Origin of the sequence: Streptomyces sp. GESEQ-35 (assembly GCF_017948485.1) — a bacterium.
Lineage (GTDB): Bacteria > Actinomycetota > Actinomycetes > Streptomycetales > Streptomycetaceae > Streptomyces.
This window is the reverse complement of record NZ_JAFFSX010000005.1, coordinates 200,258-226,997: the sequence shown is the minus strand read 5'-3', so window position 1 is coordinate 226,997 and position 26,740 is coordinate 200,258. Positions and strand designations below refer to the sequence as shown.

26 protein-coding genes and 1 pseudogene are annotated in these 26,740 nt (G+C 70.1%); 12 read left to right on the top strand and 15 right to left on the bottom strand.

Translation table 11 applies throughout. The features are described 5' to 3' along the window. Positions 1-52: 52 nt before the first annotated feature. From KCH87_RS12665 to KCH87_RS12635, 7 genes are read right to left on the bottom strand one after another with little or no spacing between them, the layout of a single operon-like run. Positions 53-1,222, bottom strand: coding sequence for a mandelate racemase/muconate lactonizing enzyme family protein (locus KCH87_RS12665; protein ID WP_210586112.1), 1,170 nt, complete (start codon positions 1,220-1,222; stop codon positions 53-55). Further along, complete coding sequence (locus tag KCH87_RS12660; protein ID WP_210586111.1) at positions 1,213-2,190, bottom strand: D-2-hydroxyacid dehydrogenase; 978 nt, start codon at positions 2,188-2,190, stop codon at positions 1,213-1,215. The genes KCH87_RS12665 and KCH87_RS12660 overlap by 10 nt, the downstream gene beginning before the upstream one ends. Then, on the bottom strand, positions 2,187-3,185 hold the full coding sequence (locus KCH87_RS12655) for a hydroxyacid dehydrogenase (RefSeq protein ID WP_308298819.1): 999 nt from the start codon (positions 3,183-3,185) through the stop codon (positions 2,187-2,189). Before KCH87_RS12655 ends, KCH87_RS12660 begins: the two co-directional genes overlap by 4 nt. After that, positions 3,182-4,414: a hypothetical protein gene (locus tag KCH87_RS12650; protein ID WP_210586110.1), complete on the bottom strand. Its 1,233-nt coding sequence runs from the start codon at positions 4,412-4,414 to the stop codon at positions 3,182-3,184. The genes KCH87_RS12655 and KCH87_RS12650 overlap by 4 nt, the downstream gene beginning before the upstream one ends. A gap of 5 nt (positions 4,415-4,419) precedes the next feature. Continuing rightward, positions 4,420-5,289 carry a carbohydrate ABC transporter permease gene (locus KCH87_RS12645; protein ID WP_210586109.1) on the bottom strand — a complete coding sequence of 290 codons (870 nt, stop codon included), beginning with the start codon at positions 5,287-5,289 and terminating at the stop codon, positions 4,420-4,422. Beyond that, the gene (locus KCH87_RS12640; RefSeq protein WP_210586108.1) at positions 5,289-6,311 is read right to left on the bottom strand and encodes a carbohydrate ABC transporter permease; all 1,023 of its coding nucleotides are present in this window, start codon (positions 6,309-6,311) and stop codon (positions 5,289-5,291) included. The genes KCH87_RS12645 and KCH87_RS12640 overlap by 1 nt, the downstream gene beginning before the upstream one ends. Before the next feature lie 49 nt (positions 6,312-6,360). Then, entirely contained in the window at positions 6,361-7,824 is a 1,464-nt protein-coding gene (locus KCH87_RS12635; protein WP_210586107.1) for an ABC transporter substrate-binding protein, read from the bottom strand. Positions 7,825-8,057: 233 nt separating this feature from the next. On the opposite strand from KCH87_RS12635, the gene KCH87_RS12630 reads away from it, so the two are divergent. Further along, on the top strand, positions 8,058-8,873 hold the full coding sequence (locus KCH87_RS12630; protein ID WP_210586106.1) for a sugar phosphate isomerase/epimerase: 816 nt from the start codon (positions 8,058-8,060) through the stop codon (positions 8,871-8,873). Positions 8,874-8,919: 46 nt separating this feature from the next. Beyond that, positions 8,920-9,978, top strand: a complete 1,059-nt coding sequence (locus tag KCH87_RS12625; protein ID WP_210586105.1) for a LacI family DNA-binding transcriptional regulator — start codon at positions 8,920-8,922, stop codon at positions 9,976-9,978. Between the two features lie 16 nt (positions 9,979-9,994). On the opposite strand, the pseudogene KCH87_RS50730 reads toward KCH87_RS12625, so the two are convergent. Then, a pseudogene (locus KCH87_RS50730) lies at positions 9,995-10,480 on the bottom strand (alpha/beta hydrolase); the annotation flags it as partial. Here KCH87_RS50730 and KCH87_RS12615 point away from each other — a divergent pair. Next, on the top strand, positions 10,479-10,838 hold the full coding sequence (locus tag KCH87_RS12615) for a DUF779 domain-containing protein (RefSeq protein ID WP_210586103.1): 360 nt from the start codon (positions 10,479-10,481) through the stop codon (positions 10,836-10,838). The pseudogene KCH87_RS50730 and the gene KCH87_RS12615 overlap by 2 nt on opposite strands. Positions 10,839-10,914: 76 nt before the next feature. Next, the gene (locus KCH87_RS12610; RefSeq protein ID WP_210586102.1) at positions 10,915-12,153 is read left to right on the top strand and encodes a phosphodiester glycosidase family protein; all 1,239 of its coding nucleotides are present in this window, start codon (positions 10,915-10,917) and stop codon (positions 12,151-12,153) included. 14 nt (positions 12,154-12,167) lie between these two features. Here KCH87_RS12610 and KCH87_RS12605 read toward each other — a convergent pair whose 3' ends face one another. From KCH87_RS12605 to KCH87_RS12580, 6 genes are all read right to left on the bottom strand, one after another. Beyond that, a complete protein-coding gene (locus KCH87_RS12605; protein WP_210586101.1) occupies positions 12,168-12,362 on the bottom strand; it encodes a hypothetical protein in 195 nt (64 codons plus the stop codon). 331 nt (positions 12,363-12,693) lie between these two features. After that, entirely contained in the window at positions 12,694-13,551 is an 858-nt protein-coding gene (locus KCH87_RS12600; RefSeq protein ID WP_210586100.1) for a phosphatidylinositol-specific phospholipase C/glycerophosphodiester phosphodiesterase family protein, read from the bottom strand. A gap of 185 nt (positions 13,552-13,736) precedes the next feature. Further along, complete coding sequence (locus tag KCH87_RS12595; protein ID WP_210586099.1) at positions 13,737-14,810, bottom strand: acyl-CoA dehydrogenase family protein; 1,074 nt, start codon at positions 14,808-14,810, stop codon at positions 13,737-13,739. Then, positions 14,807-15,988, bottom strand: a complete 1,182-nt coding sequence (locus KCH87_RS12590) for an acyl-CoA dehydrogenase family protein (RefSeq protein ID WP_210586098.1) — start codon at positions 15,986-15,988, stop codon at positions 14,807-14,809. Before KCH87_RS12590 ends, KCH87_RS12595 begins: the two co-directional genes overlap by 4 nt. Further along, positions 15,985-16,962, bottom strand: a complete 978-nt coding sequence (locus tag KCH87_RS12585) for an NADPH:quinone oxidoreductase family protein (RefSeq protein ID WP_210586097.1) — start codon at positions 16,960-16,962, stop codon at positions 15,985-15,987. Before KCH87_RS12585 ends, KCH87_RS12590 begins: the two co-directional genes overlap by 4 nt. Before the next feature lie 84 nt (positions 16,963-17,046). Further along, positions 17,047-17,631, bottom strand: a complete 585-nt coding sequence (locus tag KCH87_RS12580; protein WP_210586096.1) for a helix-turn-helix domain-containing protein — start codon at positions 17,629-17,631, stop codon at positions 17,047-17,049. 78 nt (positions 17,632-17,709) lie between these two features. On the opposite strand from KCH87_RS12580, the gene KCH87_RS12575 reads away from it, so the two are divergent. The 8 genes from KCH87_RS12575 to KCH87_RS12540 all read left to right on the top strand — a co-directional run bounded on the left by KCH87_RS12575 (position 17,710) and on the right by KCH87_RS12540 (position 25,419). Beyond that, the gene (locus KCH87_RS12575; RefSeq protein ID WP_210586095.1) at positions 17,710-18,645 is read left to right on the top strand and encodes an NAD(P)/FAD-dependent oxidoreductase; all 936 of its coding nucleotides are present in this window, start codon (positions 17,710-17,712) and stop codon (positions 18,643-18,645) included. 101 nt (positions 18,646-18,746) lie between these two features. Then, positions 18,747-20,285 carry an ATP-dependent DNA ligase gene (locus tag KCH87_RS12570; RefSeq protein WP_210586094.1) on the top strand — a complete coding sequence of 513 codons (1,539 nt, stop codon included), beginning with the start codon at positions 18,747-18,749 and terminating at the stop codon, positions 20,283-20,285. Next, positions 20,282-20,746 carry an NUDIX domain-containing protein gene (locus KCH87_RS12565; RefSeq protein WP_210586093.1) on the top strand — a complete coding sequence of 155 codons (465 nt, stop codon included), beginning with the start codon at positions 20,282-20,284 and terminating at the stop codon, positions 20,744-20,746. Before KCH87_RS12570 ends, KCH87_RS12565 begins: the two co-directional genes overlap by 4 nt. A 74-nt stretch (positions 20,747-20,820) precedes the next feature. After that, a complete protein-coding gene (locus tag KCH87_RS12560; RefSeq protein ID WP_210586092.1) occupies positions 20,821-22,215 on the top strand; it encodes an NADP-dependent succinic semialdehyde dehydrogenase in 1,395 nt (464 codons plus the stop codon). A 25-nt stretch (positions 22,216-22,240) separates the two neighbouring features. After that, positions 22,241-22,477, top strand: a complete 237-nt coding sequence (locus KCH87_RS12555; protein ID WP_210586091.1) for a DUF6213 family protein — start codon at positions 22,241-22,243, stop codon at positions 22,475-22,477. 74 nt (positions 22,478-22,551) lie between these two features. Then, a complete protein-coding gene (locus KCH87_RS12550; protein ID WP_210586090.1) occupies positions 22,552-23,661 on the top strand; it encodes a type III polyketide synthase in 1,110 nt (369 codons plus the stop codon). Positions 23,662-23,675: 14 nt separating this feature from the next. After that, positions 23,676-24,890, top strand: a complete 1,215-nt coding sequence (locus KCH87_RS12545) for a cytochrome P450 (protein ID WP_210586089.1) — start codon at positions 23,676-23,678, stop codon at positions 24,888-24,890. 7 nt (positions 24,891-24,897) lie between these two features. Further along, positions 24,898-25,419 (top strand): cupin domain-containing protein, encoded by a 522-nt coding sequence (locus KCH87_RS12540; protein WP_210586088.1) that lies wholly within the window; start codon positions 24,898-24,900, stop codon positions 25,417-25,419. A gap of 58 nt (positions 25,420-25,477) precedes the next feature. Here the strand turns inward: KCH87_RS12540 and KCH87_RS12535 are convergent, their stop codons facing one another. Next, complete coding sequence (locus tag KCH87_RS12535) at positions 25,478-26,707, bottom strand: acyl-CoA dehydrogenase family protein (RefSeq protein WP_210586087.1); 1,230 nt, start codon at positions 26,705-26,707, stop codon at positions 25,478-25,480. Between the last annotated feature and the right edge of the window lie 33 nt (positions 26,708-26,740).

Here is a 26,740-nt window from a genome sequence, read left to right as displayed (position 1 = left end):
CGTCGTGGCCCATGAGCGGAGTTGGACGGTCACACCTGCCCGCCGCTGCGGCTCAGCGCGCGAGCTCTCGTACGATCCCTTCGTCGATGCCGATGCCTAGGCCAGGGCCGGACGGCACCTCGGCCACCCCTGCACGCACCTGGATCACGGGGCCGGTGGCGTAGGGGCTGCTCAGGAACTGCCGACCGTTGAGGTCGGCGGGGGCGATGAGGTCGTGGGCCGCGAACAGGTGCAATGACGCGGCAAGGCCGATGTCGGACTCGGTCAGGCCCGAGCCCATGAGCGCCACCCCGCAGTCCTCGGCCAGTTGGCACTGGCGCAGGGACAGGGTGAGTCCGGCGCAGCGCTGCACCTTTGCCACGGCGATCCCGATGGCGCCCCTGCGGACGAACGAAGCCAGGTCGGTGGGGTGGCGCAGGCTCTCGTCCACGGCGATCGGGACCGGGCTGAGGTCGCGCAGGCGCCGGAGTCCCTCGATGTCGTTGGCGGGCAGGGGTTGTTCGAGCGCCGCGACCTCGAACGGCGCGAGCAGACGGGCGAGTCGGAGCGCTGAGTCCTGGGTGCCGGCCTGGTTGGCGTCGACGATCAGACGGGCGTCGGGGGCCGCCTCCCGTACGGCCTTCACCCGGGCGGCTTCCACGGCCTCGTCCTGCCCCGGCACGAGCCCCGTCTTGATCTTGAAGTGGCGGTACCCGTGCGCCTGGCCCTCGGCGACGGATTCGGCGAGCGCGGCCGGATCGTCACCGGTGGCGATCCAGCAGAGGTCGACGGTGTCGTGGCGTCGTCTGCCCCACAGCTCGCCGAGGCTCACGCCGCGGGACCGCGCGAGGGCGTCGTGCCAGGCCACGTCCAGTGCGGCCCGGGCCAGCGGCATGCCGGTGGACCAGCCACGCCGGATCGCACGGTCGCAGGCCCGCACCAGCCCGTCGAGGTCCCACAGCGACAGACCCTGCGCGGCGGGCGCCAGATACTGCTCCAGGGTGGACACGATCGACTCCGTGGTCTCGTACGTCCAGGAGGGGATCGGTGTCGCCTCGCCCCACCCTGTGCTCCCGTCCGACGCCGTGACCTTGACGAGTACGCGGATGGAGGGGCTTCCTCGATCGGTGACCGCGCCACCCGCGACCGCGAAGTCCCGCAGGGTGGGCAGGGCGACTGTGAACGTCTCGATGCGCTGCACGATCACGGCGGGCGGGGCGTCGACTTCGGGCGTCAGAACCATTGCGTCTTGTCCACTACGTTGACCAGCGGCTTTCCGGCGGCGAACCGTCGCGCGTTCTCCACGAGCACCTCGAACCTGCGCTCCGCGGCGTGCGGTCCGGCTCCTGCCACATGGGGGGTGATCAGTGCTCTGGGGTGGCGCCACAGCGGATGCTCCGGCGGCAGCGGCTCCCGTTCCATGACGTCGAGGGCGACGCCTCGCAGCCGTCCCATGTCGAGGGCCCGGACCAGGTCGTCGAGGCGGACGGTGGGGCCGCGGCCCACGTTGACGAGACAGGCTCCGTCCTTCATCGTCGCCAGCCGGCGCGCGTCCATCAGCCCTTCCGTCCGCGGGGTGTGCGGCACGGTGAGGACCACAATGTCCGCCTCAGGAAGCACGCGGTCGAGGTGGTCCGGTGGCAGGACCCGGCCGAAACCGGGCGGTGGCGCGGTGACACGAGCGTCGACGCCCTCCACGCGGGTGCCGAACGCGGCGAGCAGCCGCCCGGTCTCGGCGCCGACGGCACCCGTACCGACGATGAGCGCCCGAGCCTCACCCAGGGGGACGACCGCGCCGTCCGACCAGTCCGGGGCCCAGTTGGCGGTGGCCTGTTCGCGCACGTAGCGCGGGAGTTGGCGGGCGAGGGCCAGGACCAGCGCCATCGTGTGCGCGGCGACATGGTCGGTGTAGGTGTCCCGCATGTTGGTCACCTCGGCCGGATGCCGCACGAGTTCCGGGTGGTAGAAGCCCGGAGGGGGCCCTGCTTGCGGGGCTTGCAGCCACCGCAACCGCAGTGCCGAGCGCAGGAGTTCGGGCGTGAGGGTGCCGTACACGGCGTCGGCCCGGCCGAGCGCGGCTCCGACGCCCTCGGGGTCCTTGGGACAGAGGACCTCGATCCCCGGGACCTCTTCGGTGAGCCGGTCGGGCCAGGACTGGGTCTCGTCCGGCAGCGGCGGGACCATGACCAGGGTGAAGGCTGCGGTGGTCATGCGGCGTGCTCCATCGCCGTGGCGATCACCTCGTGCCGCAGCGGGTTCCCGGCGACGTACCGTGCCAGGTCCTCGGCCATGGCCCGGCCGAGCAGACGCCGTTCCGGACCGAGGCTCCCCGCCAGGTGCGGAGTGACGACCACGTTGTCCAACTCGAAGAGCGGGGAGCCGGGCACGGCCGGTTCGGGGTCGGTCACGTCGAGTGCGGCGAACAGGTCGGGGCGTTCTCGGAGTACGGTCACGAGTGCCGCCTCGTCGACAAGGCCGCCGCGCGCGGTGTTGACGAGGGTGGCGTCGGGGCGCATGGAGCGCAGCAGCCGTGTGTCGACCATGCCGCGGGTCTCGTCGAGCAGCGGGGCGTGCAGGCTCACCACGTCGCAGTCGGCGAACACCCGGTCCAGCGAGGCGGGTTCGATGCCCTGGGCGCGGGCGTCGGTGTCGGACACGTACGGGTCGTGGCCCAGTACACGCACGCCGTGCCGGAGCAGGAGCCGCGCGGTGGCCCGTCCGGTGGCGCCGAGGGAGACGAGTCCGACGGTGGCTCCCGCGGTGCCGAGTTCGCTCCGGCGGGCGGCCGCCGATCCGGTGCGCCGGGCGGTGAGGACGTAGCGCCATCCGTGCTTGAGGGCGTACAGGATCTGGGCGAGGGCGAAGTCCGCGACCTTGTCGGCGATCACGCTGCCGGCGGACGCGATCCGCACCCCGCGCGCCCACGAGGCGTCGGTCACCACGGGACGCACGGATCCGGCGGCGTACAGAACGAGCGCGAGCCTCGGCGCCCTGTCCAGCAGGTCGGCGGTGAGCCGCGGGGCGCCCCAGCCGGTGACGAGCACATCGACGCCCGCCAGTACGTCCGCGGACAGGTCCGCCGCGGTGCACGGCGGCCGCTCGATGGTCAAGTACCGTTCGATCCCGGCGCGTTCGGCCGGCCCGTAGACATCGTCGAAGCGGTCCGGGTTCATGACGTACAGTCCGGTCAGCGGCTCGTGGGTCACGCTGCTCCCTCCTCGGTCGGTGCGGTCGCCGCGGTGATCGCGGTGACCGCCTGCTGTGCGTTGGCCGTGCGCAGCGCACGGAGACGGGCGGGCGAGGCCAGGCCCGCGTGGTAGTAGCGAATGGCCTGCGCTCCGGCGGCCCACAGCCGTGCCACCTTCCTGGCCAGGTGGGCGGGGTGCTCCTCCAGCACGGACACGTTGGCGATGACCGGCCGTGCCGTGGTTCGCACCGCTTCCTCGACGCGGGCCACCGCCCGGTCCTCGTCGTCCCAGCACTTGAGGACGACGGCCGTGGCCCGGCCGTCGAACCGTCCCAGGTCGAGTCCGCTGTCGGGGCCGGTGGCCTGCGGATCGCCGTCCGCCATCAGGAGGATCTCCCGGCCGGGCGCCGCGGCAGCGATCTGCCGCGTCAACTCCTCGATCACGGACCGGCGGTGCCGCAGCAGAGCCCTGGCTCCCCGCTCCCCCAGTGACTCGGCGAGCAGCCTCGGAGCGCGGACGCCGTCCCGCATCTCGGCGTCGACGGTGCGGCGTACCGCCTGTGCGACAGCGCCGGGATCTGCGCCGGCGGCCTCAACTCCCTTGCGGCAGGCGGGGCACAGACACACCGACAGCAGATCGCGGCAGCCTCTGCTCAGATCGGCACCGGCCGTCTTCTCATGGTGGCTGCCGTGCTCGAAGCCCAGCCATCCGCAGGCCTCCAGCATCAGCGCCGGCACCTCGGCGGCGTCGTAGCGTTCGCAGAAGGCACGGACCAACTGCGTGGCATACGCCCTCACTTCGGGCTGCGCCGGGCACAGGGCGTATCCGTACCTCTCGTCGAACGCGTTGCACACCGTCAGATCGGGCGCACGCTCCCCCGCCGCCGAGCTGTGGGTGAGGACCAGCCAGGCTTCGACCCGCAGTCCCTGGCCACGCAGGGCCGAGGCCGCCGTACCGAACCGGTCCGGGGTGTCGACGGCCCAGCCGGGCATGGCAGGTGTCAGGCGCATGCCATGCCAAGAGCGTGGGTCGAGCGGGAAGTACGCGGCGGCGTGCGTGGCGTGCACGGTGCGGTGGACCGGGTGGTACGGCGTCATGGCGCGCACCGAGTGGTAGGCGGTCTGTAGGACCACCGCGCCCACGCCGAGTGCGGCGATGCGTTCGGCGGCGGCGGGGTCGCCCACCAGGTCCCAGGTGTAGGCAAAGGCGCCGTTGAGATCGGCGGAGCCGGGCGGCTCGGTCGTCACGTGGTTCACTCCTTGGTGGCGCCGGCCAGGCCGCGCACGAAGTAACTCTGGAAGAAGATGAAGACGATCAGCATGGGAATGACGGACAAGGTCATTCCGGCGGCGAATCCGGTCCAGTCCACGGAGTGCTCACCCTTGAACGACAGCATTCCGACCGCCAGGTTCTGCAGATCCGGTTGGCCGAGTGTGAACACCAACGGGATATTGAACTCGTTCCAGTTGCTGATGAACTGGAAGATGACGACGACCGCGATGACGGGCTTCGCCAACGGGAGGACCAACCAGAAGGTGCGCAGGAATCCGGCACCGTCGAGCTTTGCCGCATCGAACAGATCGCTCGGTACGCCCGCGAAGAACCCGACGAAGAGCAGCACGTACAGGGCGCCCGCCGCACCGGACATGGCCAGGATGACGCCCGCCCGCGTGTTCAACAGGCCGAGGCTGTCCACCAGGACGAACTGCGGAATGATGATGGACGCCACCGGCACGAACAGGGTGGCCACGATCAGGCGGTGCAGAGCCTTTCGTCCCGGGAATTCGTAGCGGGCCAGAATGTAGCCGCACAGGGCCGACTTGAAGAGTTCGATGACGGTGGACGCGACCGCGTACAACACCGTGTTGAAGAAGTACTTGGAGAATCCCGCATCCACCCACGCGCGGCGGAAGTTGTCGAAGTTCCACTGGTCGGGCAGCAGGCTGGCGCCCCCGATGAAAAGGCCGTTCTGTGTCTTGAACGCCCCTGTGACGATCCACAGAAACGGATAGACCCAGATCAGACCCACCACGATCAGCAAGGGCAGCGCAATCAGGTTGGCCCGCAGGGGCCGTGACAGGCGCGTGGAGCGTGGCGCCCGGGGTTCGCGAAGTTCGGACATCAGACTCCGTACTCCTTCCGCAGCTTCTGCGCCCGGCGCACGAAGAGGCCCTGACTGGTCACGAGGAGGAACGCCATGACGGAGAAGAGCAGCGCGGCGGCCGACGCGTATCCGTACGCGAAGGGCAGCGAGCCGAACGCCTGTCGGTAGATGAAGTACGAGACGACATACGTGCTGGTGCCCGGTCCTCCCCCGGTGAGCGTGACGACGAGCCCGAACACGTGCATCGCGTTGACCAGGGCGAGCATCACGATCACCACGGCCACGGGACGGATCATCGGCAGCGTGATCCTGGTGAGCTTCTGCCACTCGGTGGCGCCGTCGAGGTCAGCCGCTTCGTACAGCTCCTCGGGGACGTTCTGAAGCGCCGCCATCCAATAGATCATGTACTGCCCGAACACCTGCCAGACGGAGATGAGGATCAGCGCCAGCAGGGCGGTCCAGCGGTTGGCGAAGACATCGGTCGTGCCGTCGGTCAGACCGAGGCTGTGCAGCGCCGAGTTGAGCGCGCCGTTCGACGGGTTGAGCAGGTAGGTGAAGACCAGGCCGGCCATCGCCACGGGAATGATCAGCGGCGCGAAGAAGACCGTACGCAGCGCCCTCTTCGCGCGCAGCCACTTCCTGGTCATCACCAGCGCGGCGAGCAGGGACAGCGGCAGCTTGATCAGGGTCGTACCGACGGCGAACAACAGCGTGTTGGTGACGGCCTGCCAGAACAGCGGATCGCCGAGGAGGCGGCTGTAGTTGTCACCGCCGACGAAGTTGTTCAGGGGGCCGGTGCCCGACCAGTCGAAGAACGAGTAGTAGACCGTCGCGGCCAGCGGCCAGAGGGTGAAACCCAGGTAGAGGACGAGGAAGGGCAGAAGGAAGACCGCCACCCACAGCCGGTCGCGCCCTTTGGCGCGCTCCCGGTTCCCGTCGGGTGGACTCGGGGGCCGGGTTCGGCGCATCGCTCGGCCGGGGCGGTCGGCAGTGGTGGGGGCTGCGTCGGGCGGACGCGGGCTGGTGGGCGCGAGAGCCATGTGTGGTCCTTTGCGGTCCTTGCTGACATCCGGCTTCCGGCGTGAACGGCTACTCGGCCGGCCGGTAGTCGGAGGTGTACGACCAGTCGGGGAACGTGAAGCAGTCGAGCGAGACCTTCAGCCCTCGGGCAGCTTCCTTCTCGAGCTCGGACTTCAGGGTCTTCTGCCGCTGGGCGACGATCCGTTCGGCCTCCGGCCGCAGCGAGTCGCCCGAGTTCAGAGCGCCGGACATCGCCTCGTACTCCCAGGTGGGCCGCTGGCCGATGGCCTTGATGTACGCCTTGGACTTCACCAGGTCCGGGCACTTGGTGATGGGGAGCGGCAGCTTGACCCGGTAGTCGGGCTTGTCGGCGATCTGCATGATCTGCCGGATCGCGGGGTCGGTGATGTAGCGGGCGTTGTCAGCGAACGCCAGCGTCCCGAAGCCGCTCTTGAGGTACTCCTTGACGAAGTAACCGTCGGGCTGCGTCATCCAGTTCAGGAAGGTCCATGCGGCCTTCGACTGCTTGGACCCGGCGCTCACCCAGTACTTGTTGCCGTCGGGCCGGCTCCACAGGGCCCCCTTGGACCCGGTGTCCGGCACGGGATGGGGGGCCACCGAGTACTGGGAGGACTCCACGCCGAGGGACTTGAGCACCGACGGCAGCCAGGTGCCGTCCATCATGATGCCGGCCTGTCCCGCGGCGAACTGTTGCCGGGAGAAGTTCTTGTCGTTGTTCCCGGGCGCCAGGTAGCCGTCCTTCTTGAGCTCCTGGATGAACGCGAACACCTTCTGCGCCTGCGGCTCGGTCAGCGAGAACGTGCCCTTCCTGTAGTCGAAGAACAGGTCGTTGAAGGTGTATTCGCCGGAGGCGAGGGCGTAGAAGATGCGCTGGAAGTCGACGTCCTTGGTGGGCGAGGCGATGCAGTACGCCTTCGTCTTCTCCTTGATCTGCGCGCAGGTGTCCTTCAGCTCGGACCAGGTCGCCGGCGGCTTCGCGGTGTCGAGTCCCGCGTCGTCGAAGACCCTCTTGTTGAGGAACATGTAGCCGGGGCCCCAGTAGGTGCTCTCGGACAAGGGGAACGCGTATGTCTTGCCGTCGAGTTGGTTGACGCCGTCGACGAACGAGCCTTCGGGCCAGCGCTTGGTGAAGCTCGCGGGCAGCGCGGATCCTCCGTCGAGGGGCTGGATCCACTTCTGGTCGAGCAACTGCGACATGGCCAGCGGGCCGTTTTCGCTCCAGTAGAAGATGTCGGGGCCCTGGCCGCTCTGGAACGCCAGCGGGAGCGTCCGCTTGTACTCCTCCTGAGCGATCGACTGCCACTCCACGGTGATGTCCGGGTGCTGTCGGTGGAACTCCTCGGCGACCTGCTTGTGGAAGTCCGTCTGCTCCGCCGAGTAGTCCCAGATCTTCAGGGTGGTGCCCGAGGAACCGGAACCCCCACCGCACGCCACGAGCAGCGGCCCCACCAACAACGACGCAAGCACCAGCCTGCCGCTCCGGGATGCTCCCACTCTGTGTCCTGTGCGCATACGTCGGCTCCTGCTCTGTCGGGATGGCGGCTCGGGACTGAAGTGCGGATGACGTTAGGGCGCACCTCAAGGCCGAGCAAGCGTTTTCACAGGGGAAAGTTTTCGCAACCCCGGTCAGGGCCTGCCACATGAGCCTCTGAACTGGCACGTTGTGCACGCAATCGACCTTGAACAGAGATGCGGGGTATGTTTCAGGGAGCGCTTTCACAGATCTCGTCGGAAGGGAGCACGTCGTGCGCGTCCTCGTCCTCACCAAGCCGTTCGGTGCGCTGTCGCCCAAGGAACTTGCCGCCCAGCTGGCGGAGGCCGGCGCGGACGGCGCCGATCTGCTGGTCCGAGACGGACAGACCGTCACACCGAGCACACCGTCGCGCCTGGCCGAGACGGCACGGGACCTGGACGGCAACGGACTTGGGCTCGGCCTCGTCAGCACTGATCTGACCTCGGCGGACAGGGAGGCCGAACGCGTCATCGGGCACTGCGCCGAAGCGGGCGTGGCTCTGCTGCGCGTCGGGTTCTATCGCTACGACGCGGCGGCCGACTACGCCTCTGACCTGGACCGGGCCCGTCGCGACCTCGCCGGCCTCGCCGACCTGGCGGCCCGAAACGGCGTGCGGCTCGTGCTCGCCCTGCACCACGGCACGCTGCACCCCTCGGCCGCACACGCGGCACGTCTCCTGGCCGGCCGCGACGATGTCCTCGTCCATCCCGACCCGGGCAATCAGGCCAAGGAAGGGAGCGAGGACTGGCGTCTGACCCTCGACACCCTCGGCGGTCTCGGCCGTATCGGCTGCGTGGGCGTGAAGAACGCGGTGTGGGAACCCGGCGAGACGCGAGGGTCGTGGAACTGCCGATGGCAGCCGCTCGCCGACGGCGGTGTCGTCCCCTGGCCCACGATCCTGCCGGGCCTCGCCGTGCTCGGCTACACCGGCCCGCTCTCCCTGCACGTCCACTACCCGGCCGAGAACCCGCTTGCGGCGGTCCGCCGGGACCTCGGGTACCTGCGCGGACTGCTGCCCGCCCCGGGGAGCACGCCGCCTGCACGGTGAACGACGAACTACGCTGGCGCTGAGCCAAGGGCCTTGGAGAGCTGGGTTGACTACTTCGAAAGTTCCGGAGACGACGAGCGGGTCCGCCGCCAGATCGGTGGCGCGCCAGCGGCGTGTCACGATCACCGATGTCGGCACGGCGGCAGGGGTGTCCACCTCCACCGTCTCCCGTGTTCTCAACGGCACGGCCCGGGTCGACCCCGAACTGGTGCGCCGGGTGCAGAGCGCGGTCGCCGAACTGGGCTATCGCCCCAACGCCGCCGCCCAGGGCCTGGCTCGCGGCGAGGCCGGCGCGATCGGCGTCCTCGTGCCCGACCTGTCCAACCCGTACTTTCCCGATGTCCTGAAGTCCGTCTCCGCGGTGGCCCGCTCACACGGGCGCAGGGTGATGGTCATGGAGTCGGACGAGGACGCGGCGAGCGAGCCCGAGCTCGCCGCGGATCTGATGCGCTGCTGTGACGGCGTACTGCTGTGCTCCCCCCGCATGGACCGCACCGCGCTCGTCGACCTGGCCCTGCGTGGCCATCCCATGGTGCTGGTCAACCGGGTCGTCCCCGGGCTGAGCCTCCCCTCGGTCTCCGTCGACTTCTACGGCGGGATGACCCTCGTCTGCGGTCACCTCACCCAGCTCGGGCATCGCCGGGTGGCCTACCTCAGCGGCCCCGAGGCGTCCTGGGCCAATGCGGAACGGATCCGGGCCTTCGAGGCCGCGGCGGCCTTCGGTGTCGACGTCACGATCGTCCCCTGCGGCCATACGGCGCGGCACGGCTATGACGCGGTGGGCGCGGTTCGGGACAGCGGTGTCACCGCTGTGGTCGCCTACAACGACCTCGTGGCGCTCGGTGCGGTGGCCGCGTTGGAGGAGTCGGGGCTGCGGGTCCCCGAGGACATGTCGGTGATCGGCTGCGACGACATCTCCGTCGACGACCTGCCCAGTTCGCGCCGGCTCACCACGGCCTCGTTGGCCCGCGACGAACTGGGCCGGCAGGCAGCCCAGGAGCTGGAGACGCTGATGGCCGCCGACGGTGACACCGAACCCCGCTACATTCCGATGGAACTCCGGGTACGCCAGACCAGCGCGGCGCCTGCGGGGCCGACCCGCTGAAGCGCGAGCGCACCCGGCGTACCCGGCGTGTCAACTCCTTGCCGTGGCTTGCAGAATGAGCCCGGCGATCGTCTCCGGGTGCGTCACGAGCGACAGGTGGCCCGAGTCGACCTCGATGGTCGTGGCGTTCATGCGCCGGGCACGCCTGCCGGTCCAGGAACTTGAAGCCGCCCGAGGTGATGATCCCGGAGTTGACCGGAGGGGTGGGGAACCTCGCCGCGAGCGCGGCGAAGTCCTCGCCGGCTTCCGGGGCACGGGCGGCTACGTAGACGAGTCCGGTGACGTTCGCGCCGAGCCCGGTCTGGGAGATGACCGTGCCGCCATAGGAGTGAGCGACCAGGACCGTGGGCCCCTCCTGGCGCGCACCGTCGAGCAGATCCACACCACCCGGGTCCGGCAGACCTGGTTCGCCGGCCGTCTCGTCCACGACGGATCGTCGGCCGACTGAGCGCACGAGGTGTGCAACCCCCTCGCAACCTCCCGCATGCTGCGCTGTCCGCATGGATGAGGAGACCCCGCGTGTCGAGCTCACGCCCGCGGCCGCCGACCTGCTGCGTCGGCTGCGGCAGGCGCACGGTCCGCTGATGTTCCATCAGTCCGGCGGCTGCTGCGACGGCAGTGCGCCCATGTGCTACCAGGAGGGCGAGTTCCGTACCGGCGGCTCGGACGTGCTGCTCGCGGAGCTGGCGGTCGACGGGGTCGAGGAGCCGGTGGGCTTCTGGATGTCGCGGAGTCAGTACGACGTGTGGAGCCACACCCGGCTCATTGTCGACGTCGTCGAGGGCCGGGGCAGCGGCTTCTCGCTGGAGGCACCCGAAGGGGTGCGTTTCCTGATCCGTTCCCGTCTCGTCGGCGCATAGGCACCCCGGCGGTCACCACCGTCTGGTCCAATTCCCCTGAGTTCCACGACATGTGACGAGACCTCAGGGGGGACTTGTGACGCATCGTCAGAAACGGTTCGGAGCAGGAAGAGCGCTACTGACGTTTCTCACGGCATTCGGCGCGCTGGCCGGTGCGGCCCTGACGGGGGCGGCACCGGCCGGCGCCGTCCAGGGCGACACTCGCATCGCACCGGGTGTCACCTACGAGCAGTTCGACATCCAGGCGTCCAAGGGCGTGACGCGGGCGCATGTGCTGAGCGTCGACCTGCGCAATCCGAGGGTCCGGCTCGGCCTGCTGTATCCGGGGGCGGTGGCCGCACGCGCGACCGTCTCCGGGCTGGCCGACGCCCAGGGCGCGGTAGGGGGCGTCAACGGCGACTTCTTCAACATCACCGAGACCCAGCACCCGGGCGTGGAGGCGACCGGCGCGAGCGTGGGTCCGGCGATCGCCAGGGGTGGCGTCCTGAAGGCGGCGGTGCCCGACGGCCAGCGCTTCGGCCCTGCGCTGCCGCCCGGCACGAGCACGAAGGACGTGTTCGGTGTCGGCGCCGACCGGCGGGCCCGGCTGGACAGCCTCTCGCTGGCCGGGTCGGTCCGCACGCCCGAGGGGCGGCTGCCGCTCGGCGGGCTCAACCAGTACGCCCTGCCGGTGGGCTCCGTCGGCGCCTTCACCTCCGGCTGGGGCAGCGTCTCCCGGGTGCGGGCCACCTGCGGCACGGACACCGACCGGGCCGCGCCGTGCAGCACCGACACCTTCGAGGTGACGGTCCGCGACGGCCGGGTCGTGTCGACCGCCGACAGCCCGGGCAGCGGCCCCATCGCGCGGGGCAGCACCGTGCTGGTCGGCCGGGAAGCCGGCGCCCAGCAGCTGCGGAAGTTCTACGCGGGCGAGCGCGTGGCGGTCCGGCACCGTCTGGTGGCGTCCGCGTCCGGGATCCCGTACCGCTTCGCCCTGGGCGGCTACCCGGTCCTGGCGGACGGACAGCCGTTGCCCGGGCTGGACACCAGGACCGCGGCGGTGCGCAGCGCCGTGGGCATCGGGGACGGTGGACGGCGGGTGTTTCTGCTCGCCCTGGACGGCGCTGTCGAGTACCGCACCGGCCTGACGATCGCCGAAGTCGCCGACATCATGGGGAGGTTGGGCTCGGTCGACGCGTTCAGCCTGGACGGCGGCGGGTCGTCGACGCTGGTCGCCCGTGCGCCGGGCGCGGCCGCCGTCACCGTACGGAACCACCCCGCGGGCGGTGCGGAACGCCCCGTCCCGAACGGCATCGGGGTCTTCTCGGCCCCCTGACGGTCACAGCGGCCTCACGGTCTCAGACTGCTGACGATGTCCGCGGTCGCCGTGAGGCCGCTGTTGATGGTCGGCGCCATGCTCGTGCTCGCCAGGTAGAACCCGAGCAGCGCGCAGACGATCGCGTGGGTGGGCTTCAGCCCACCGTTGCGCAGGAAGATCACCGCCAGGATCAACAGCAGCAGCACCACAGAGATGGACACGGCCATCGATAACCTCCTCCGCCACGTCCGCTTCGCGGCGTTCGGCCACGAGTGTGGCGTAGCGGAGGGTTCGTCCGGGCGGCTGGCGTGTACTCCGAACGTGTGGTGTCTAGACCTAGGGCCTGTCCGGCAGATCACGCCGCAGACGCGGGGCCTGGCACGCCCATCTGCCGCGTTGTCGTCAGTCTCCCCCACTCTCGGCTGCGCTCGAGCGGGGGGACCCCCATCGCTCCGCGTCGACTCCCTCCTCCGCCTTGCAGCTGGACGCACCAGGCCCCGCTCACCGGCACTGATCAGTCACCGTCGATTCCCTGCGACCTGATCCGCCGGACAGGCCCTAGCGGTGCGCGTCCAGGAAGGCTTCCAGGCCGATCAGGTCGTCCGTGTTGAGGTAGTCGACGTCGGCGGCCAGCAGTTCCGTCCACAGCGCGTCCCGGGCGGGGCCCGCGATGTCCGGGGTGGCCCAGAAGCGGACCTTCTGTCCGCGCGCGTGCGCCGCCCGGACGATCGTGTGCAGCTTCTGCCGCTCGGCGGCGGGGAAGTCCCCCACGCCCAGCCAGGTGAAGTTGAGCGTCCAGTTGTCGCTGATGAGCGAGACGAAGGAGGCGGGCGCGGAGGTGCCGAGGTCGGCGAGCCGGCCGTCGTAGAAGGCCCGCCGTACGGTCTGGGCTTCCATGGGCACACGGGCCGCGCGGTCGCCGGAGATCACGGCCGTGACCGGACCGGGGTACACCCGGCCGTGCGCGTACGTGGTGAACAGGCCCTTGTAGCGCCGCAGGTGCCGGTCGAGTTCGAGGTACGTCGACGAGCCCTCGGTCTTGATGTCGATGAGCAGCTGGAGCGAGCTGCGGTAACCCCGGTAGACGGAACCGTGGTTGGCCTTCACCCGGGACGCGAGCGTGTCGAGGTAGAGGGACTCCAGGGTGCGGGCCGGGTCGAGGTCGACCTCGTCGTGCGCGACGAGCAGTTGGTCGCCGACGAGCCAGATGTCCGCCTCGACGCTGCCGAAGCGGTGGTCGAGGGCGTCGAGGAGGGGACGGGGGTGCTCGTAGTCGTTGTGCGCGTGGGCGCGCCAGAGGGGACGCGGGTAGTGCTTCTTCTGCTCGCCCGCCAACGCCTGTGAGGCGGGCACCACGAGCGCGCCCGTGAGGGCGGCGCCGAGGGTGAGGGCTCTGCGACGGGTGGTGTGGGCCATGCTCTCTCCCCGAGGAGTTCCGGAATGAAACCTCAGCGAGTATGCGTTCGAGCGGGGCCCAAGAAACCCGTTGGTAAGGGGAGTTGGCCGGACTGCCGTCGTGAGTTCACTTCATTGGCCGAAGGCACACCGAAAAGCCCGCCCCTGGTGGGACGGGCTTCTCGCGGACTACTCCCAGGTGTACGTCAGGGGGCGCGCAGGTCGACCAGTTCGGCCAGCGCGGCACGGTGCCCGCCCGCGCTGCCGTAAGCGATCGAGTCCGCCTTGGCCCGCTTGAGATACAGATGCACCGGGTGCTCCCAGGTCATCCCGAGACCGCCGTGCAACTGGAGCGCCTCCTCGGCGGCGTGGACGGCGACGGGCGCCGCGTAGGACTGTGCGACGGCGACCGCCACATCGACGTCCTCGCCGGTCGCGAGCGCGTCCGCGGCGTTCCGGGCGGCCGCGCGCAGGTTGACGACCTCCAGCCACAGCTGGGCGAGCCGGTGCTTGAGCGCCTGGAACCCGCCGACGGGCCGGTTGAACTGCTTGCGCTCCTTGAGATACCGGACCGTCTCGGTCAACGACCAGTCGGCGAGCCCGAACTGCTCGGACGCGAGCAGCCCGGCCCCGGCCCGCAGAGCCCGTCGTACGGCGGGTTCGGCGTCGCCCAGCCGACGCGCCGCAGCGCCTTCCAGCACCACCCGCGCCACCGGCCGCGTCAGGTCCAGCGACACCTGCGGTACGACCGTCACGGCAGCGGCGTCGACGGCGTACAGCCCACCGTCGTCCGCCGGCACGAGCAGCACGTCGGCGGCCGACGCGTCCGCGATGCCGGTCAACTCGCCGTGCAGGGTGCCGTCTTCATGTCGTACGACCTTGAAGGCGCCGTCCGGAGCCACGTTCAGGGCGACGGCGAGAGCGCCGATCCTCCGTCCGGACGCCAGCTCGGCGAGCAGGTCGTCGACCTCGCAGGCCAGCAGGGCCTCCGTGGCGACCACGGCGCTCGTGAGATACGGGACGGGTGCGACCGCCCGCCCCAACTCCTCCAGGACGACGGCGACTTCGCGGTGCGAGGCGCCCTGGCCGCCCTGCGCCTCGGGCACCAGGAGCCCGGCGAGGCCCATGGCGTCGGCGAGGGACTTCCACAGGGACAGGTCGTGCGGGGCGTCGGACTCGGTGCGGGCGATCACGCCCGCCGCGTCGCAGTGATCGGTGAGCAGGTCACGGACGGCGGCGCGCAGCGCCTCTTCCTCCTCCGAGTACAGCAGATCGCTCATCGGGCCAGGTCCTTCCACGCGACGTCCTTGTCGGTACGCGGCTCGGCGGGCAGGCCCAGGACGCGCTCGGCGACGATGTTCAGCAGGACCTCGCTGGTCCCGCCCTCGATGCTGTTGCCCTTGGAGCGGAGGTAGCGGTAGCCGGCGTCGCGGCCGGTGAAGTCGACCAGTTCCGGGCGGCGCAGGGTCCAGTCCTCGTACAACAGGCCCTCTTCGCCGAGGAGTTCGACCTCCAGGCCGCTGATCTCCTGGTTGAGGCGGGCGAAGGACAGCTTCATGCCGGAACCCTCGTAGCCGGGCTGGCCCGCGACGAGTTGCTGGCGCAGGCGTTCGCCGGTGAGGCGGGCGACCTCGGCCTCGACCCAGAGCTTCAGCAGGCGCTGGTGGAGGTCGTGGGTGCGCAGTTCGGGGCGCTCGCGCCAGGTCTGCGCGACGGGGCCGATCATGCCGCCCTCGCGCGGGATGCGCATGCCGCCGATGGAGACGCGCTCGTTCATGAGCGTCGTCTGCGCGACCTTCCAGCCGTCGCCGACTCCGCCGAGGCGGTGCGCGTCCGGGATGCGGACGTCGGTGAGGAACACCTCGTTGAACTCGGCCTCGCCGGTGATCTGGCGCAGCGGCCTGACCTCGACACCCGGGTCGGTCAGGTCGCAGATGAAGTACGTGATGCCCTGGTGCTTGGGCAGGTCCGGGTCGGTGCGGGCGATGAGGATGGCCCAGCGGGCGAGATGCGCGCTGGACGTCCACACCTTCTGCCCGTTGACGATCCACTCATCGCCTTCCTTCACGGCTCGCGTGCCGAGCGCGGCCAGGTCCGATCCGGCGCCCGGTTCGCTGAACAGCTGGCACCAGACCTCTTCGCCCACCCACAGGGGCTTCAGGAAGCGCTGCTTCTGCTCCTCCGTGCCGTAGCCGAGGATGGTCGGCGCGGCCATCCCGAGGCCGATGCCGATACGCCGAGGGTCGTTGTCGGGGGCGCCCGCCGCCTCCAACTCGGCGTCCACGACGGCCTGGAGGGCACGCGGGGCGCCCAGTCCGCCGAGGCCCTCCGGGTAGTGCACCCAGGCGAGTCCGGCGTCGAAGCGGGCCTTGAGGAAGTCGACCCGATCAGTCGTGGCGATCGGGTGCTCCGCCAGCAACTCGGCTGTACGGCGCTTGAGTTCGGCTGCGTCGGTCATACGGCGGTTCCGTTCTCCAGTGACGGGACGACGGCGACGCGGCCGGTGGTCACACCGTCGCCGACCCGCTGCACAGCGGCCGCAGCACCCTCCAGCGGCACCCGCTCGCTCACCAGCGGCTTGATGGCGCCCCGGGCGGCCAGCTCGGTGAGCTGCTCGTGGCAGTGCTGGACCAGCTTGGGGTTCTTCGTGTTGTACAGGCCCCAGTGCAGGCCGAGGATCGAGTAGTTCTTCACCAGGGCGTGGTTGAGCGCCGGGCTGGGAATCGAACCGCTCGCGAAGCCGACGACGACGATCCGGCCCTCGAAGGCGACGGTCTTGGCGGACTGGGTGTACGCCTCGCCGCCCACGGGGTCGTAGATCACGTCGGCACCCCGGCCGCCGGTCGCCTCCTTCACCGCCGCCACGACGTCCTCGGCACGCCGGTCGATGACGACATCGCAGCCCAACTCCCGGGCGACGGCGGCCTTTTCGGCACCTCCCACGACCCCGATGACCGTGGCGCCGGCCGCCTTCCCGAGCTGCACGGCCGCGCTGCCGACCCCTCCGGCGGCAGCGTGGACGAGCAGCGTCTCGCCGGCCTCCAGATGTGCCCGCCGGTGCAGACCGAACCAGCCCGTCTGGTAGCCGATGTGCAGCGCGGCCGCCTCGGCGTCGTCCAGGGAATCGGGTGCGGGGGGGACAGCGGCGGCGTCCGCGACCGCGTACTCGGCGAAACCGCCGTACGGCAGCGCGGGATTGGCGAGCACCCGGCGCCCGTCCTCGGTCTCACCGCAGATCTCCACGCCCGGCGTGAAGGGCAGCGGAGGCCGGACCTGGTACTGCCCGCGGCACATCAGCACGTCCGGGAAGTTGATGTTGGCGGCACGCACCTTCAGCAGGACCTGGCCGTCGCCGGGCGTGGGCCGCTCCACGTCCTGGAGCCGCATCACCTCGCTCGGCTCACCGATCTCGTGTACTTGCCATGCCTGCATGCGGGGCCTCCAGGGACTGCGTCGTCCGACCAGGTCCTTCGCATACTAAGCGGTCGCTTGCCCCTGAGGGAACCGTTACGCGCGTCACGCCCGCTTCGGACGTGCCCGCACATGCATCCGCTCGCCCTGCGGCCCGAACAGACTGAGGAACTCCACCGGCCCCTCCCCCGTCGACCCGAACCAGTGCGGCACCCGCGTGTCGAACTCGGCGGCCTCCCCCGCGTTCAGCACGATGTCGTGATCGCCCAGGATCATCCTCAGCCGCCCCGACATCACGTACAGCCACTCGTAGCCCTCATGGGTCCGCGGCTCCACCGGCTCGGCCTCCTCCTGCGGCACCAGCACCTTGAAGGCCTGGAGGCCGCCGGGCTGGCGGGTCAGCGGCCAGTACGTGCGTCCGTGCCGCTGGATCGGCTCGGCCCGCACCCGGGGGTCGCGCACCGCGGGCGCGCCCACCAGTTCGTCCAGCGCCACCTCGTGCGCCCGCGCGATCGGCAGCAACAGCTCCAGGCTGGGCTTGCGCAGCCCTGACTCCAGCCGGGAGAGCGTGCTCACCGAGATGCCGGTCGCCTCGGAGAGCCCGGCCAGCGTGGCGCCGCGCTCCTTACGGATCCGCCGCAGCCGCGGACCGACCTCCGCGAGCACCTCGTCCATGTCGTCGTCACTCATGAGGACCATTGCAGTTTCGGCAAATCTGTTTGTCAATGCGGCAGTGGTCGGCGACCGTTCCCGTGGGAGGTGGTCACCATGACCGAGACACACCGTGACACGTACGAAGTGGTCGTCATCGGCGGCGGCGCGGCGGGGCTGTCCGCGGCTCTCGTGCTGGGCCGGGCCCGGCGCCGCACGCTGGTGGTCGACGCGGGCGAGCCACGCAACGCGCCCGCCGCGCACATGCAGGGCTATCTGTCGCGGGACGGCATGTCCCCGGCCGAGTTCCTCGCGATCGGACGCGCGGAGATCGCGCGGTACGGCTTGGAGCTCGTCCGGGACACCGCCGTCGACGTCACCGGGGGCGAGGACTTCGCGGTCGAGCTGGCGAGCGGACGGACGGTGCGCGCGCGGCGGCTCGTCGTCACCACCGGCCTCAAGGACGAGCTGCCGGACGTCCCCGGCGTCGCCGAGCGGTTCGGACGCGATGTGATCCACTGCCCGTACTGCCATGGCTGGGAGGTGCGCGACCAGGCCTTCGGCGTGCTCGCGACCAGCCCGATGAGCGTGCACCAGGCACTGATGGTCTCCCAGTGGTCCAAGGACGTGACCTTGTTCCTGCACGAGGTCGCCGAGGCCGATCTGTCGGACGACGACCTGCGCAGGCTGGCCGCGGCGGGCGTGCACGTCGTCCCGGGCGAGGTCGCGGGTCTGGTGATCGAGGACGACCGACTGACGGGCGTACGGCTTGCGGACGGTTCAACACACGACCGTCAGGCGCTGTTCGTCGCGCCGCGCGCGGTGCCGCAGACCGGGCTGCTGGAGAAGCTCGGCGCCGAGCTTCAGGAGACCCCGTTCGGCTCGTACCCGGTGGTCGACGCGACAGGACTCACCTCCGTACCGGGAGTCTGGGCGGCCGGCAACGCGATGGGCTTCTCGGAGCAGGTCATCAACGCCGCGGCGGGCGGATACCGGGCGGGGGCCACGATCAACGGGGAACTGCTGATGACGGACCTTGACGACACGCCCTAGGGGCGCGGGGAACTGCGCGACCAGCCACAACAAACCCGCAGACGAACGACAACCCGTTTGTCGGGGTGTATACCGGCGGAGCCCGTTGCACCATGGGCTTCATGCTGCTGACCCGGCTGGCCCAAGTGTCCCGGGAGGTCGCCGCCACCTCGGCGCGGTCCCGGAAGATCGCTCTGCTCGCGGAGCTGTTCCGGGACGCGGAGGCGGACGACGTGCCGATCGTCATCCCGTATCTCGCGGGCCGGCTGCCGCAGGGGCGGCTCGGCGTCGGCTGGAAGGTGCTGAGCCGCCCGGTCGACCCGGCCGCCGAGCCGAGCCTGACCGTGCGCGAGACCGACGCCCGGCTCACCGATCTCGGCAAGGTGTCCGGCCCCGGTTCGCAGGCGGAACGGGCCCGGCTGGTGGGCGAGTTGATGGGCGCGGCCACCGAGGACGAGCAGCGGTTCCTGTTCGGGCTGATCACCGGTGAGGTGCGGCAGGGCGCGCTGGACGCCGTGGCGGTCGAGGGCCTCGCGGTGGCGACCGGGGCGCCTCCCGCCGACGTACGGCGGGCGGTGATGCTCGCCGGATCGCTCCAGACCGTCGCCCAGGCGCTGCTCGCGGACGGTCCGGAGTCGCTGAACCGCTTCCGGCTCACCGTCGGCCGCCCGGTCCTGCCGATGCTGGCGCACAGCGCGTCCTCGGTGGCCGAGGCGGTCGAGAAACTCGGCGCATGCGTGGTCGAGGAGAAACTGGACGGCATCCGCGTCCAGGTGCACCGGGACGGGGACACCGTACGGATCTACACCCGCACCCTCGACGACATCACCGACCGCCTGCCCGAACTGACCGCGGCAGCACTGGAGTTGAACGGCGACCGCTTCATCCTGGACGGCGAGGTGATCTCCTTCGGCGCGGACGGACGACCGCGTTCGTTCCAGGAGACCGCCGGGCGCGTCGGCTCCCGCGTGGACGTGGCGACGGCCGCCGAGGCGGTCCCCGTCTCCCCCGTCTTCTTCGACGCACTGTCCGTCGACGACCGCGACCTGCTCGACCTGCCGTTCGCCGAGCGGCACGCGGAACTGGCCCGGCTGGTGCCCGAGCCGATGCGGGTGCGCCGGACACTCATCAAAGGGCCCGAGGACATCGACGCGGCTCAGGCCTTCCTCGCCGAGACCCTGAAGCGCGGTCACGAGGGCGTCGTCGCCAAGGCCCTCGACGCCCCGTACAGCGCGGGCCGCCGGGGCGCGTCCTGGCTGAAGGTGAAGCCGGTGCACACACTCGACCTCGTGGTCCTGGCCGTCGAGCGGGGCCACGGCCGCCGCACCGGCAAGCTCTCCAATCTCCACCTGGGCGCACGCAACCCCGACGGCTCCTTCGCCATGCTCGGCAAGACCTTCAAGGGCATGACCGACGCGATGCTCACCTGGCAGACCGAGCGTCTGACGGAGCTGGCCGTGGAGGACGACGGCTGGGTCGTCACCGTACGCCCGGAGCTCGTCGTCGAGATCGCCTACGACGGCCTCCAGAGGTCCACCCGCTATCCGGCCGGCGTCACCCTCCGCTTCGCCCGTGTGGTCCGCTACCGGGAGGACAAGCGACCGGAGGACGCCGACACGGTCGAGACGCTGCTCGCGGCCCACCCGGAGGTCGCGCCGTGACCGGGAAGCGGAGCGCCGGCCTGCTGTTGTTCCGGCACTCGGACCGGGGCCTGGAGGTGTTGCTCGGGCATATGGGCGGCCCGTTCTTCGCGCGGCGTGACGCCGGGGCGTGGACGGTCCCCAAGGGCGAGTACGAGCCCGACGAGACCGCCTGGGACGCCGCCCGCCGCGAGTTCCAGGAGGAGCTGGGGCTGCCGCCGCCGGACGGCGAGGCGATCGGACTCGGCGAGGTGACGCAGACCAACCGCAAGATCGTCACGGTCTGGGCGATCGAGGCCGACCTCGACCCGCAGGCGATCGTCCCCGGCACGTTTCGCATGGAGTGGCCGCCGAGGTCGGGGCAGACGCAGGAGTTCCCCGAGCTGGACCGGGTGGAGTGGTTCGCGCTCGACCGCGCCCGCGCCGTGATCGTCACAGCGCAGGCCGCGTTTCTCGACCGGCTGGCGGAGCACTCGGGCTGAACAGTGGCCCACGCGTTGCGGTCCCCGGCGCCGCGCGGGAAGGTCGAACCAAAGCCGCCCTCAGGAGGTCAGCCATGCCCATCGCGACGGTGAATCCGGCGAACGGCGAGACGCTCAAGACGTACGAGGCCATGGGCGCGGAAGAGCTCGAGCGCAGGCTCCAGCTCGCCGAAGCCACGTTCCGTACCTATCGGGTGACCGGCTTCGCCGAGCGCGCCCTGCTGCTGCGCCGGGCCGCCGATCTCCTGGAGGAGGACCAGCAGGACATCGGCCGTGTCATGACGACCGAGATGGGCAAGCCGGTCAAGCAGGCCCGCGCGGAGGCCGCGAAGTGCGCCAAGGCGATGCGCTGGTACGCCGACCACGCCGCGGAACTCCTCGCCGACGAGGAGCCCGCCGGCTCCGATGTGAAGGACTCCGGCGCCTCCCGCGTACTGGTCCGCTACCGGCCGCTGGGCCCGGTGCTCGCGGTGATGCCGTGGAACTTCCCGCTCTGGCAGGTGATCCGCTTCGCCGCGCCCGCGCTGATGGCGGGCAACGTCGGCCTGCTCAAGCACGCCTCGAACGTCCCGCAGACCGCCCTCTATCTGGAGGACCTGTTCCACCGCGCGGGCTTCCCCGAGGGCTGCTTCCAGACCCTGCTCATCGGCTCCGGCGCCGTCGAGGACATCCTGCGCGACGAGCGCGTCCGGGCGGCCACCCTCACCGGCAGCGAGCCCGCGGGCCGCGCGGTCGCGTCCGTCGCCGGGGACATGGTGAAGAAGACGGTGCTGGAGCTGGGCGGCAGCGATCCGTACGTCGTCATGCCCTCCGCCGACGTCGACCGTGCCGCCCAAGTCGCGGTAACCGCACGGGTGCAGAACAACGGTCAGTCCTGCATCGCCGCAAAGCGGTTCATCGTGCACACGGATGTGTACGACGCGTTCGCCGAGCGGTTCGTCGCGGGAATGCGGGCGTTGAAGGTCGGCGACCCGCTGGAGGAGGAGACCGAGGTCGGGCCGCTGGCAAGTGAGCAAGGGCGGGCCGATCTCGAGGAACTGGTGGACGACGCGGTGCGCAGCGGGGCGGCGGTGTTGTGCGGCGGCCATCGGCTCCGACGGCCCGAGCTGCCCGGTTGGTACTACCCGCCGACTGTTCTCGCCGGCATCACGCGCGAGATGCGGATCCACCGTGAGGAGGCGTTCGGGCCGGTCGCCACGCTGTATCGCGCGGGCGACCTGGACGAGGCGGTGCTCATCGCCAACGACTCGTCGTTCGGGCTGAGTTCCAACGTCTGGACGCGCGACGGCGCCGAGGTCGACCGCTTCGTACGGGACCTGGAGGCGGGCGGGGTGTTCTTCAACGGGATGACGGCGTCCCACCCGGCGTTTCCGTTCGGCGGGGTGAAGCGGTCCGGGTACGGGCGTGAGCTGTCCGGGCACGGAATCCGGGAGTTCTGCAACATCACGACCGTATGGCACGGAGCGTGAGGGTTCCGCGGCTACGATCCCCTTTGTGAACCGCGAAGTGACTCTGCCCCTGATCGTCGACGACCGCGGTACCTTGCAGGTGGCTGCGGCCGATGTCAGCAAGTTGTTGCGGACGGTGGGTGCGCGATGGCTGCATCTTGTCGAGGCCGGGCAGCAGGAGCTGGACGAGGACACGGTGGCCGCGCTGACGATCGAGCTGGCGAAGCTGGCCGATCGTATTGACGTCGCGTGCATTGCTCACAGCAGTGGGGGCGCGCCGTAGGCGTTAGGCAAGTCCAGTGATCCCCAATTTGGAGTAGTCCGGCGCGAAGTCGTAGCGCCTTCGGGCGATCGTGAATGCACAACCTTCTGACCGGGGGGCGCAGGCCTTCCGGAAGGCGAAAGCAGGCACGGTTCATGGCGACTTTGTGCAGACCCTCGGTGTCCGTTCCAGAGCACGTGATCACGATGGAGGAGACGCTGGAGCTGGCACGCTCCCGCCACTCCGACCACCCCCAACTGCCGCTGGCCCTCCGGCTGATCGAGAACACCGGCGTACGCACCCGGCACATCGTGCAGCCGATCGAGGAGACCCTGAAGCACCCCGGCTTCGAGGAGCGCAACAAGATCTACGTGGCCGAGGCGAAGTCCCGGGTCCCGGCCGTCATACAGCGGGCGCTCGACGACGCGGAGCTGCTCACCGCCGACATCGACGTGATCATCTACGTGTCGTGCACGGGCTTCATGATGCCCTCGCTCACGGCCTGGCTGATCAACGAGATGGACTTCGACAGCACCACCCGCCAGATACCCATCGCCCAGCTGGGCTGTGCGGCCGGCGGGGCGGCGATCAACCGGGCGCACGACTTCTGCACGGCCTACCCCGAGGCCAACGCGCTCATCGTGGCCTGCGAGTTCTGCTCGCTGTGCTACCAGCCCACCGACCTCAACATCGGCTCCCTGCTGTCGAACGGCCTCTTCGGCGACGGCATCGCCGCCGCGGCGGTCCGCGGCCGCGGCGGCGAGGGCATCACGCTGGAGCGCAACGGCTCGTACCTGATCCCCAAGACCGAAGAGTGGATCATGTACGACGTCCGGGCCACCGGATTCCACTTCCTGCTGGACAAGCGGGTGCCGGCCACCATGGAGCCGCTCGCCCCGGCGCTCCAGGACCTCGCGAGTATGCACGGCTGGGACGCCGCTGACCTGGACTTCTACATAGTCCATGCGGGCGGGCCCCGAATACTCGACGACCTCAGCAAGTTCCTCCAGGTCGACCCGCACGCCTTCCGGTTCAGCCGGTCGACGCTCACCGAGTACGGCAACATCGCCAGCGCCGTCGTCCTGGACGCGCTGCGCCGGCTGTTCGAGGAGGGCGGCGCCGAGCACAAGGCGCGCGGGCTTCTCGCCGGGTTCGGACCCGGCATCACCGCCGAGATGGCCCTGGGCCGCTGGCACCGCAACTGACGAGACGACGTGAGATGACCGAAGAGACGATCACCGAGACCCTTCCCCCCGTCCGGCACTGGCCGGCGCTCGACCTGTCGGGCGCGGACTTCGACCCGGTCCTCGGCCAGCTGATGGACGAGGGCCCGGTCACCCGGATCCAGCTGCCCAACGGCGAGGGCTGGGCCTGGCTGGTCACCCGCTACGACGACGTACGCATGGTGACCAACGACCCCCGGTTCAGCCGCGAGGCCGTCATGGACCGGCAGGTCACCCGGCTCGCCCCGCACTTCATCCCGGCCCGTGGCGCCGTCGGCTTCCTGGACCCGCCGGACCACACCCGGCTGCGTCGCTCGGTGGCCGCCGCGTTCACGGCGAAGGGCGTGGAGCGGGTGCGCGAGAAGTCGCGTCGTCTGCTGGACGAGCTGATCGACGAACTCGTCCAGGACGGTCCGCCCGCCGACCTCACCGCGACGGTGCTCAGTCCCTTCCCCATCGCGGTGATCTGCGAGCTGATGGGCGTCCCGGCCGCCGACCGGCACGGCATGCACACCTGGACGCAGCTCATCCTGTCCTCCTCGCACGGCGCCGACGTCAGCGAGAAGGCCAAGAACGAGATGGGCGCGTACTTCGCCGACCTCATCGGCATGCGCGAGGGCAGCACCGGCGAGGACGTCACCTCGCTGCTCGGCGCGGCCGTCGGCAACGGCGAGGTGACGCTGGAGGAAGCCGTCGGACTCGCGGTCCTCCTCCAGATCGGCGGCGAGGCGGTCACCAACAACAGCGGGCAGATGTTCTACATCCTGCTGACCCGCCCCGACCTCGCCGCACGGCTGCGCGCCGAGCCGGAGATCCGCCCCCAGGCCATCGACGAGCTGCTGCGCTACATCCCGCACCGCAACGCGGTCGGGCTGTCCCGGATCGCCATGGAGGACGTCGGCATCAAGGGCGTACGGATCCGGGCGGGCGACGCGATCTACGTGTCGTACCTCTCCGCGAACCGCGACCCGGACGTCTTCCCACAGCCGGAAATGATCGACTTCGCCCGCAACCCCAACCCCCATGTGTCCTTCGGCTTCGGCCCGCACTACTGCCCCGGCGGCATGCTGGCCCGGCTGGAGTCCCAGCTCCTGGTCGACGCACTCCTCGACCGCCTGCCGGGCCTGAAGCTCGCCGTGCCGCCCCGGGAAGTGCCCTTCAAGAAGGGCGCGTTGATCCGCGGGCCCGAGGCACTGCCCGTGACGTGGTGAGGTGCCGATGACGGCGGCGGAGGGCCTGCTCGTGCCACCGGGCCACGGCCGGGTCGTCCAGACGCCGGCCCAGCACGTGACCTTCAAGGTGACCGGCACGCACTCGCGGATGGCATCCACCTTCGAGGTGCTGGTCCCCCCGGGCTTCGACGTCGGCGCCCATGTGCACACCCGCAGCGAGGAGTTGTTCTACGTCCTCGAAGGCGAGCTGGACGTGCTCGCCTTCGAGCCGCGCATCCGGACCCCCGACAACTGGCAGAAGTGGGAGTCGAGTTCGGGCACCAGGGTGGTGCGTGCGACGCCGGGCACGGTCATCGTCGTACCGCCCGGCTGCCCCCACGCCTTCGCCAACCCGACGGACACCCAGGCGAAGATGTTCTTCCAGGCGTCCCCGCCACCAGATCACGAGCGGTACTTCGAGGAGCTGCTGGAGATCCTGGGGAACGGTGGCCCCCCGGATCACGTGGCCATCGAGGAGCTACGGGCCAGGTACGACATCCAGCAACTAACACCACTCCGGCACCGGTAGCGCCCCGAAGGGGCGCGGGGAACTGCGCGATCAGCCCCCACGACCCGCAGCCGCGCAACTACCGAATGGACATCCCCGAGAGCGTCCGGGCAATCACCAGCCGCTGAATCTCACTGGTCCCCTCAAAGATCGTGTAGATCGCCGCATCCCGGTGCATCCGCTCCACCGGATACTCCCGCGTGTACCCGTTACCGCCCAGAATCTGGATCGCCTGGGCGGTAACGCTCTTCGCCGTCTCGCTCGCGAACAGCTTCGACATCGACCCCTCGGCAGCGGTGAAAGGCTTCCCGTTGACCGCCATCCAGGAAGCCCGCCAGACGAGCAGACGCGCCGCGTCGATCGACGTCCGCATGTCCGCGAGCTCGAAAGCCACACCCTGGTTGTCGATGATCGGGCGCCCGAACTGCTCACGCGCCATGGCGTAGTCGAGGGCCACCTCGTACGCGGCACGTGCCGTACCTACGGCCATCGCACCCACCGCCGGACGCGAAGCCTCGAACGTCGCCATCGCCGCGTTCTTCACCCGCTCACCGCCGGAGGCCTTCGCCCGCTCGCGGGTCCGTGCCAGTCGCTGGTCCAGCTTCTCCTTGCCGCCGAGGAGGCAGGAGCCGGGGACCCGCACGTCCTCCAGGACGACCTCGGCGGTGTGCGAGGCGCGGATGCCGTGCTTCTTGAACTTCTGGCCCTGGGACAGGCCGGGCGTGTTCGGCGGGACGATGAAGGAGGCGTGGCCCTTGGAGCCGAGGTCGGGGTCGACGACCGCGACGACGACGTGGACGTTGGCGATGCCGCCGTTGGTCGCCCAGGTCTTCGTGCCGTTGATCACCCACTCGTCCTTGGCCTCGTCGTACACGGCGCGCGTACGCATGGAGGCCACGTCGGAGCCGGCGTCCGGCTCGGAGGAGCAGAACGCGGCGACCTTGACATCGTTGGCGTCGCCGTACATCTGGGGGATCCAGGTGCCGATCTGCTCCTCGGTTCCGTTGGCGAGGACGCCGACGGCGGCGAGGCCCGTGCCGACGATGGAGAGCCCGATGCCCGCGTCGCCCCAGAACAGCTCCTCCATGGCCATGGGTATGCCGAGGCCGGTGGGGTCGAAGTACTGCTGGGCGTAGAAGTCCAGGGAGTAGATGCCGAGCTTGGCGGCCTCCTGGATGACCGGCCAGGGAGTTTCCTCACGCTCGTCCCATTCGGCGGCCGCGGGACGGATGACGTCGGCGGCGAAGCCGTGCAGCCAGTCCCGGACCTCCTTCTGTTCGTCGTTGAGCTCCATGGTGAACTCGGCCATGTCCCCTCCAGCGGCGACGCACTATCCTGTTAC

Excerpts from the sequence above, each read along its gene's own strand:
- KCH87_RS12585 (WP_210586097.1), bottom strand. The coding sequence starts at position 16,962 with ATGCAGGCATGGCAAGTACACGAGATCGGTGAGCCGAGCGAGGTGATG.
- KCH87_RS12590 (WP_210586098.1), bottom strand. The coding sequence starts at position 15,988 with ATGACCGACGCAGCCGAACTCAAGCGCCGTACAGCCGAGTTGCTGGCG.
- KCH87_RS12640 (WP_210586108.1), bottom strand. The coding sequence starts at position 6,311 with ATGGCTCTCGCGCCCACCAGCCCGCGTCCGCCCGACGCAGCCCCCACC.
- KCH87_RS12580 (WP_210586096.1), bottom strand. The coding sequence starts at position 17,631 with ATGAGTGACGACGACATGGACGAGGTGCTCGCGGAGGTCGGTCCGCGG.
- KCH87_RS12660 (WP_210586111.1), bottom strand. The coding sequence starts at position 2,190 with ATGACCACCGCAGCCTTCACCCTGGTCATGGTCCCGCCGCTGCCGGAC.
- KCH87_RS12535 (WP_210586087.1), bottom strand. The coding sequence starts at position 26,707 with ATGGCCGAGTTCACCATGGAGCTCAACGACGAACAGAAGGAGGTCCGG.
- KCH87_RS12550 (WP_210586090.1), top strand. The coding sequence starts at position 22,552 with ATGCACAACCTTCTGACCGGGGGGCGCAGGCCTTCCGGAAGGCGAAAG.
- KCH87_RS12560 (WP_210586092.1), top strand. The coding sequence starts at position 20,821 with ATGCCCATCGCGACGGTGAATCCGGCGAACGGCGAGACGCTCAAGACG.
- KCH87_RS12605 (WP_210586101.1), bottom strand. The coding sequence starts at position 12,362 with ATGGCCGTGTCCATCTCTGTGGTGCTGCTGCTGTTGATCCTGGCGGTG.
- KCH87_RS12575 (WP_210586095.1), top strand. The coding sequence starts at position 17,710 with ATGACCGAGACACACCGTGACACGTACGAAGTGGTCGTCATCGGCGGC.
- KCH87_RS12545 (WP_210586089.1), top strand. The coding sequence starts at position 23,676 with ATGACCGAAGAGACGATCACCGAGACCCTTCCCCCCGTCCGGCACTGG.
- KCH87_RS12615 (WP_210586103.1), top strand. The coding sequence starts at position 10,479 with ATGGATGAGGAGACCCCGCGTGTCGAGCTCACGCCCGCGGCCGCCGAC.
- KCH87_RS12645 (WP_210586109.1), bottom strand. The coding sequence starts at position 5,289 with ATGTCCGAACTTCGCGAACCCCGGGCGCCACGCTCCACGCGCCTGTCA.
- KCH87_RS12635 (WP_210586107.1), bottom strand. The coding sequence starts at position 7,824 with ATGCGCACAGGACACAGAGTGGGAGCATCCCGGAGCGGCAGGCTGGTG.
- KCH87_RS12540 (WP_210586088.1), top strand. The coding sequence starts at position 24,898 with ATGACGGCGGCGGAGGGCCTGCTCGTGCCACCGGGCCACGGCCGGGTC.
- KCH87_RS12595 (WP_210586099.1), bottom strand. The coding sequence starts at position 14,810 with ATGAGCGATCTGCTGTACTCGGAGGAGGAAGAGGCGCTGCGCGCCGCC.
- KCH87_RS12665 (WP_210586112.1), bottom strand. The coding sequence starts at position 1,222 with ATGGTTCTGACGCCCGAAGTCGACGCCCCGCCCGCCGTGATCGTGCAG.
- KCH87_RS12570 (WP_210586094.1), top strand. The coding sequence starts at position 18,747 with ATGCTGCTGACCCGGCTGGCCCAAGTGTCCCGGGAGGTCGCCGCCACC.
- KCH87_RS12600 (WP_210586100.1), bottom strand. The coding sequence starts at position 13,551 with ATGGCCCACACCACCCGTCGCAGAGCCCTCACCCTCGGCGCCGCCCTC.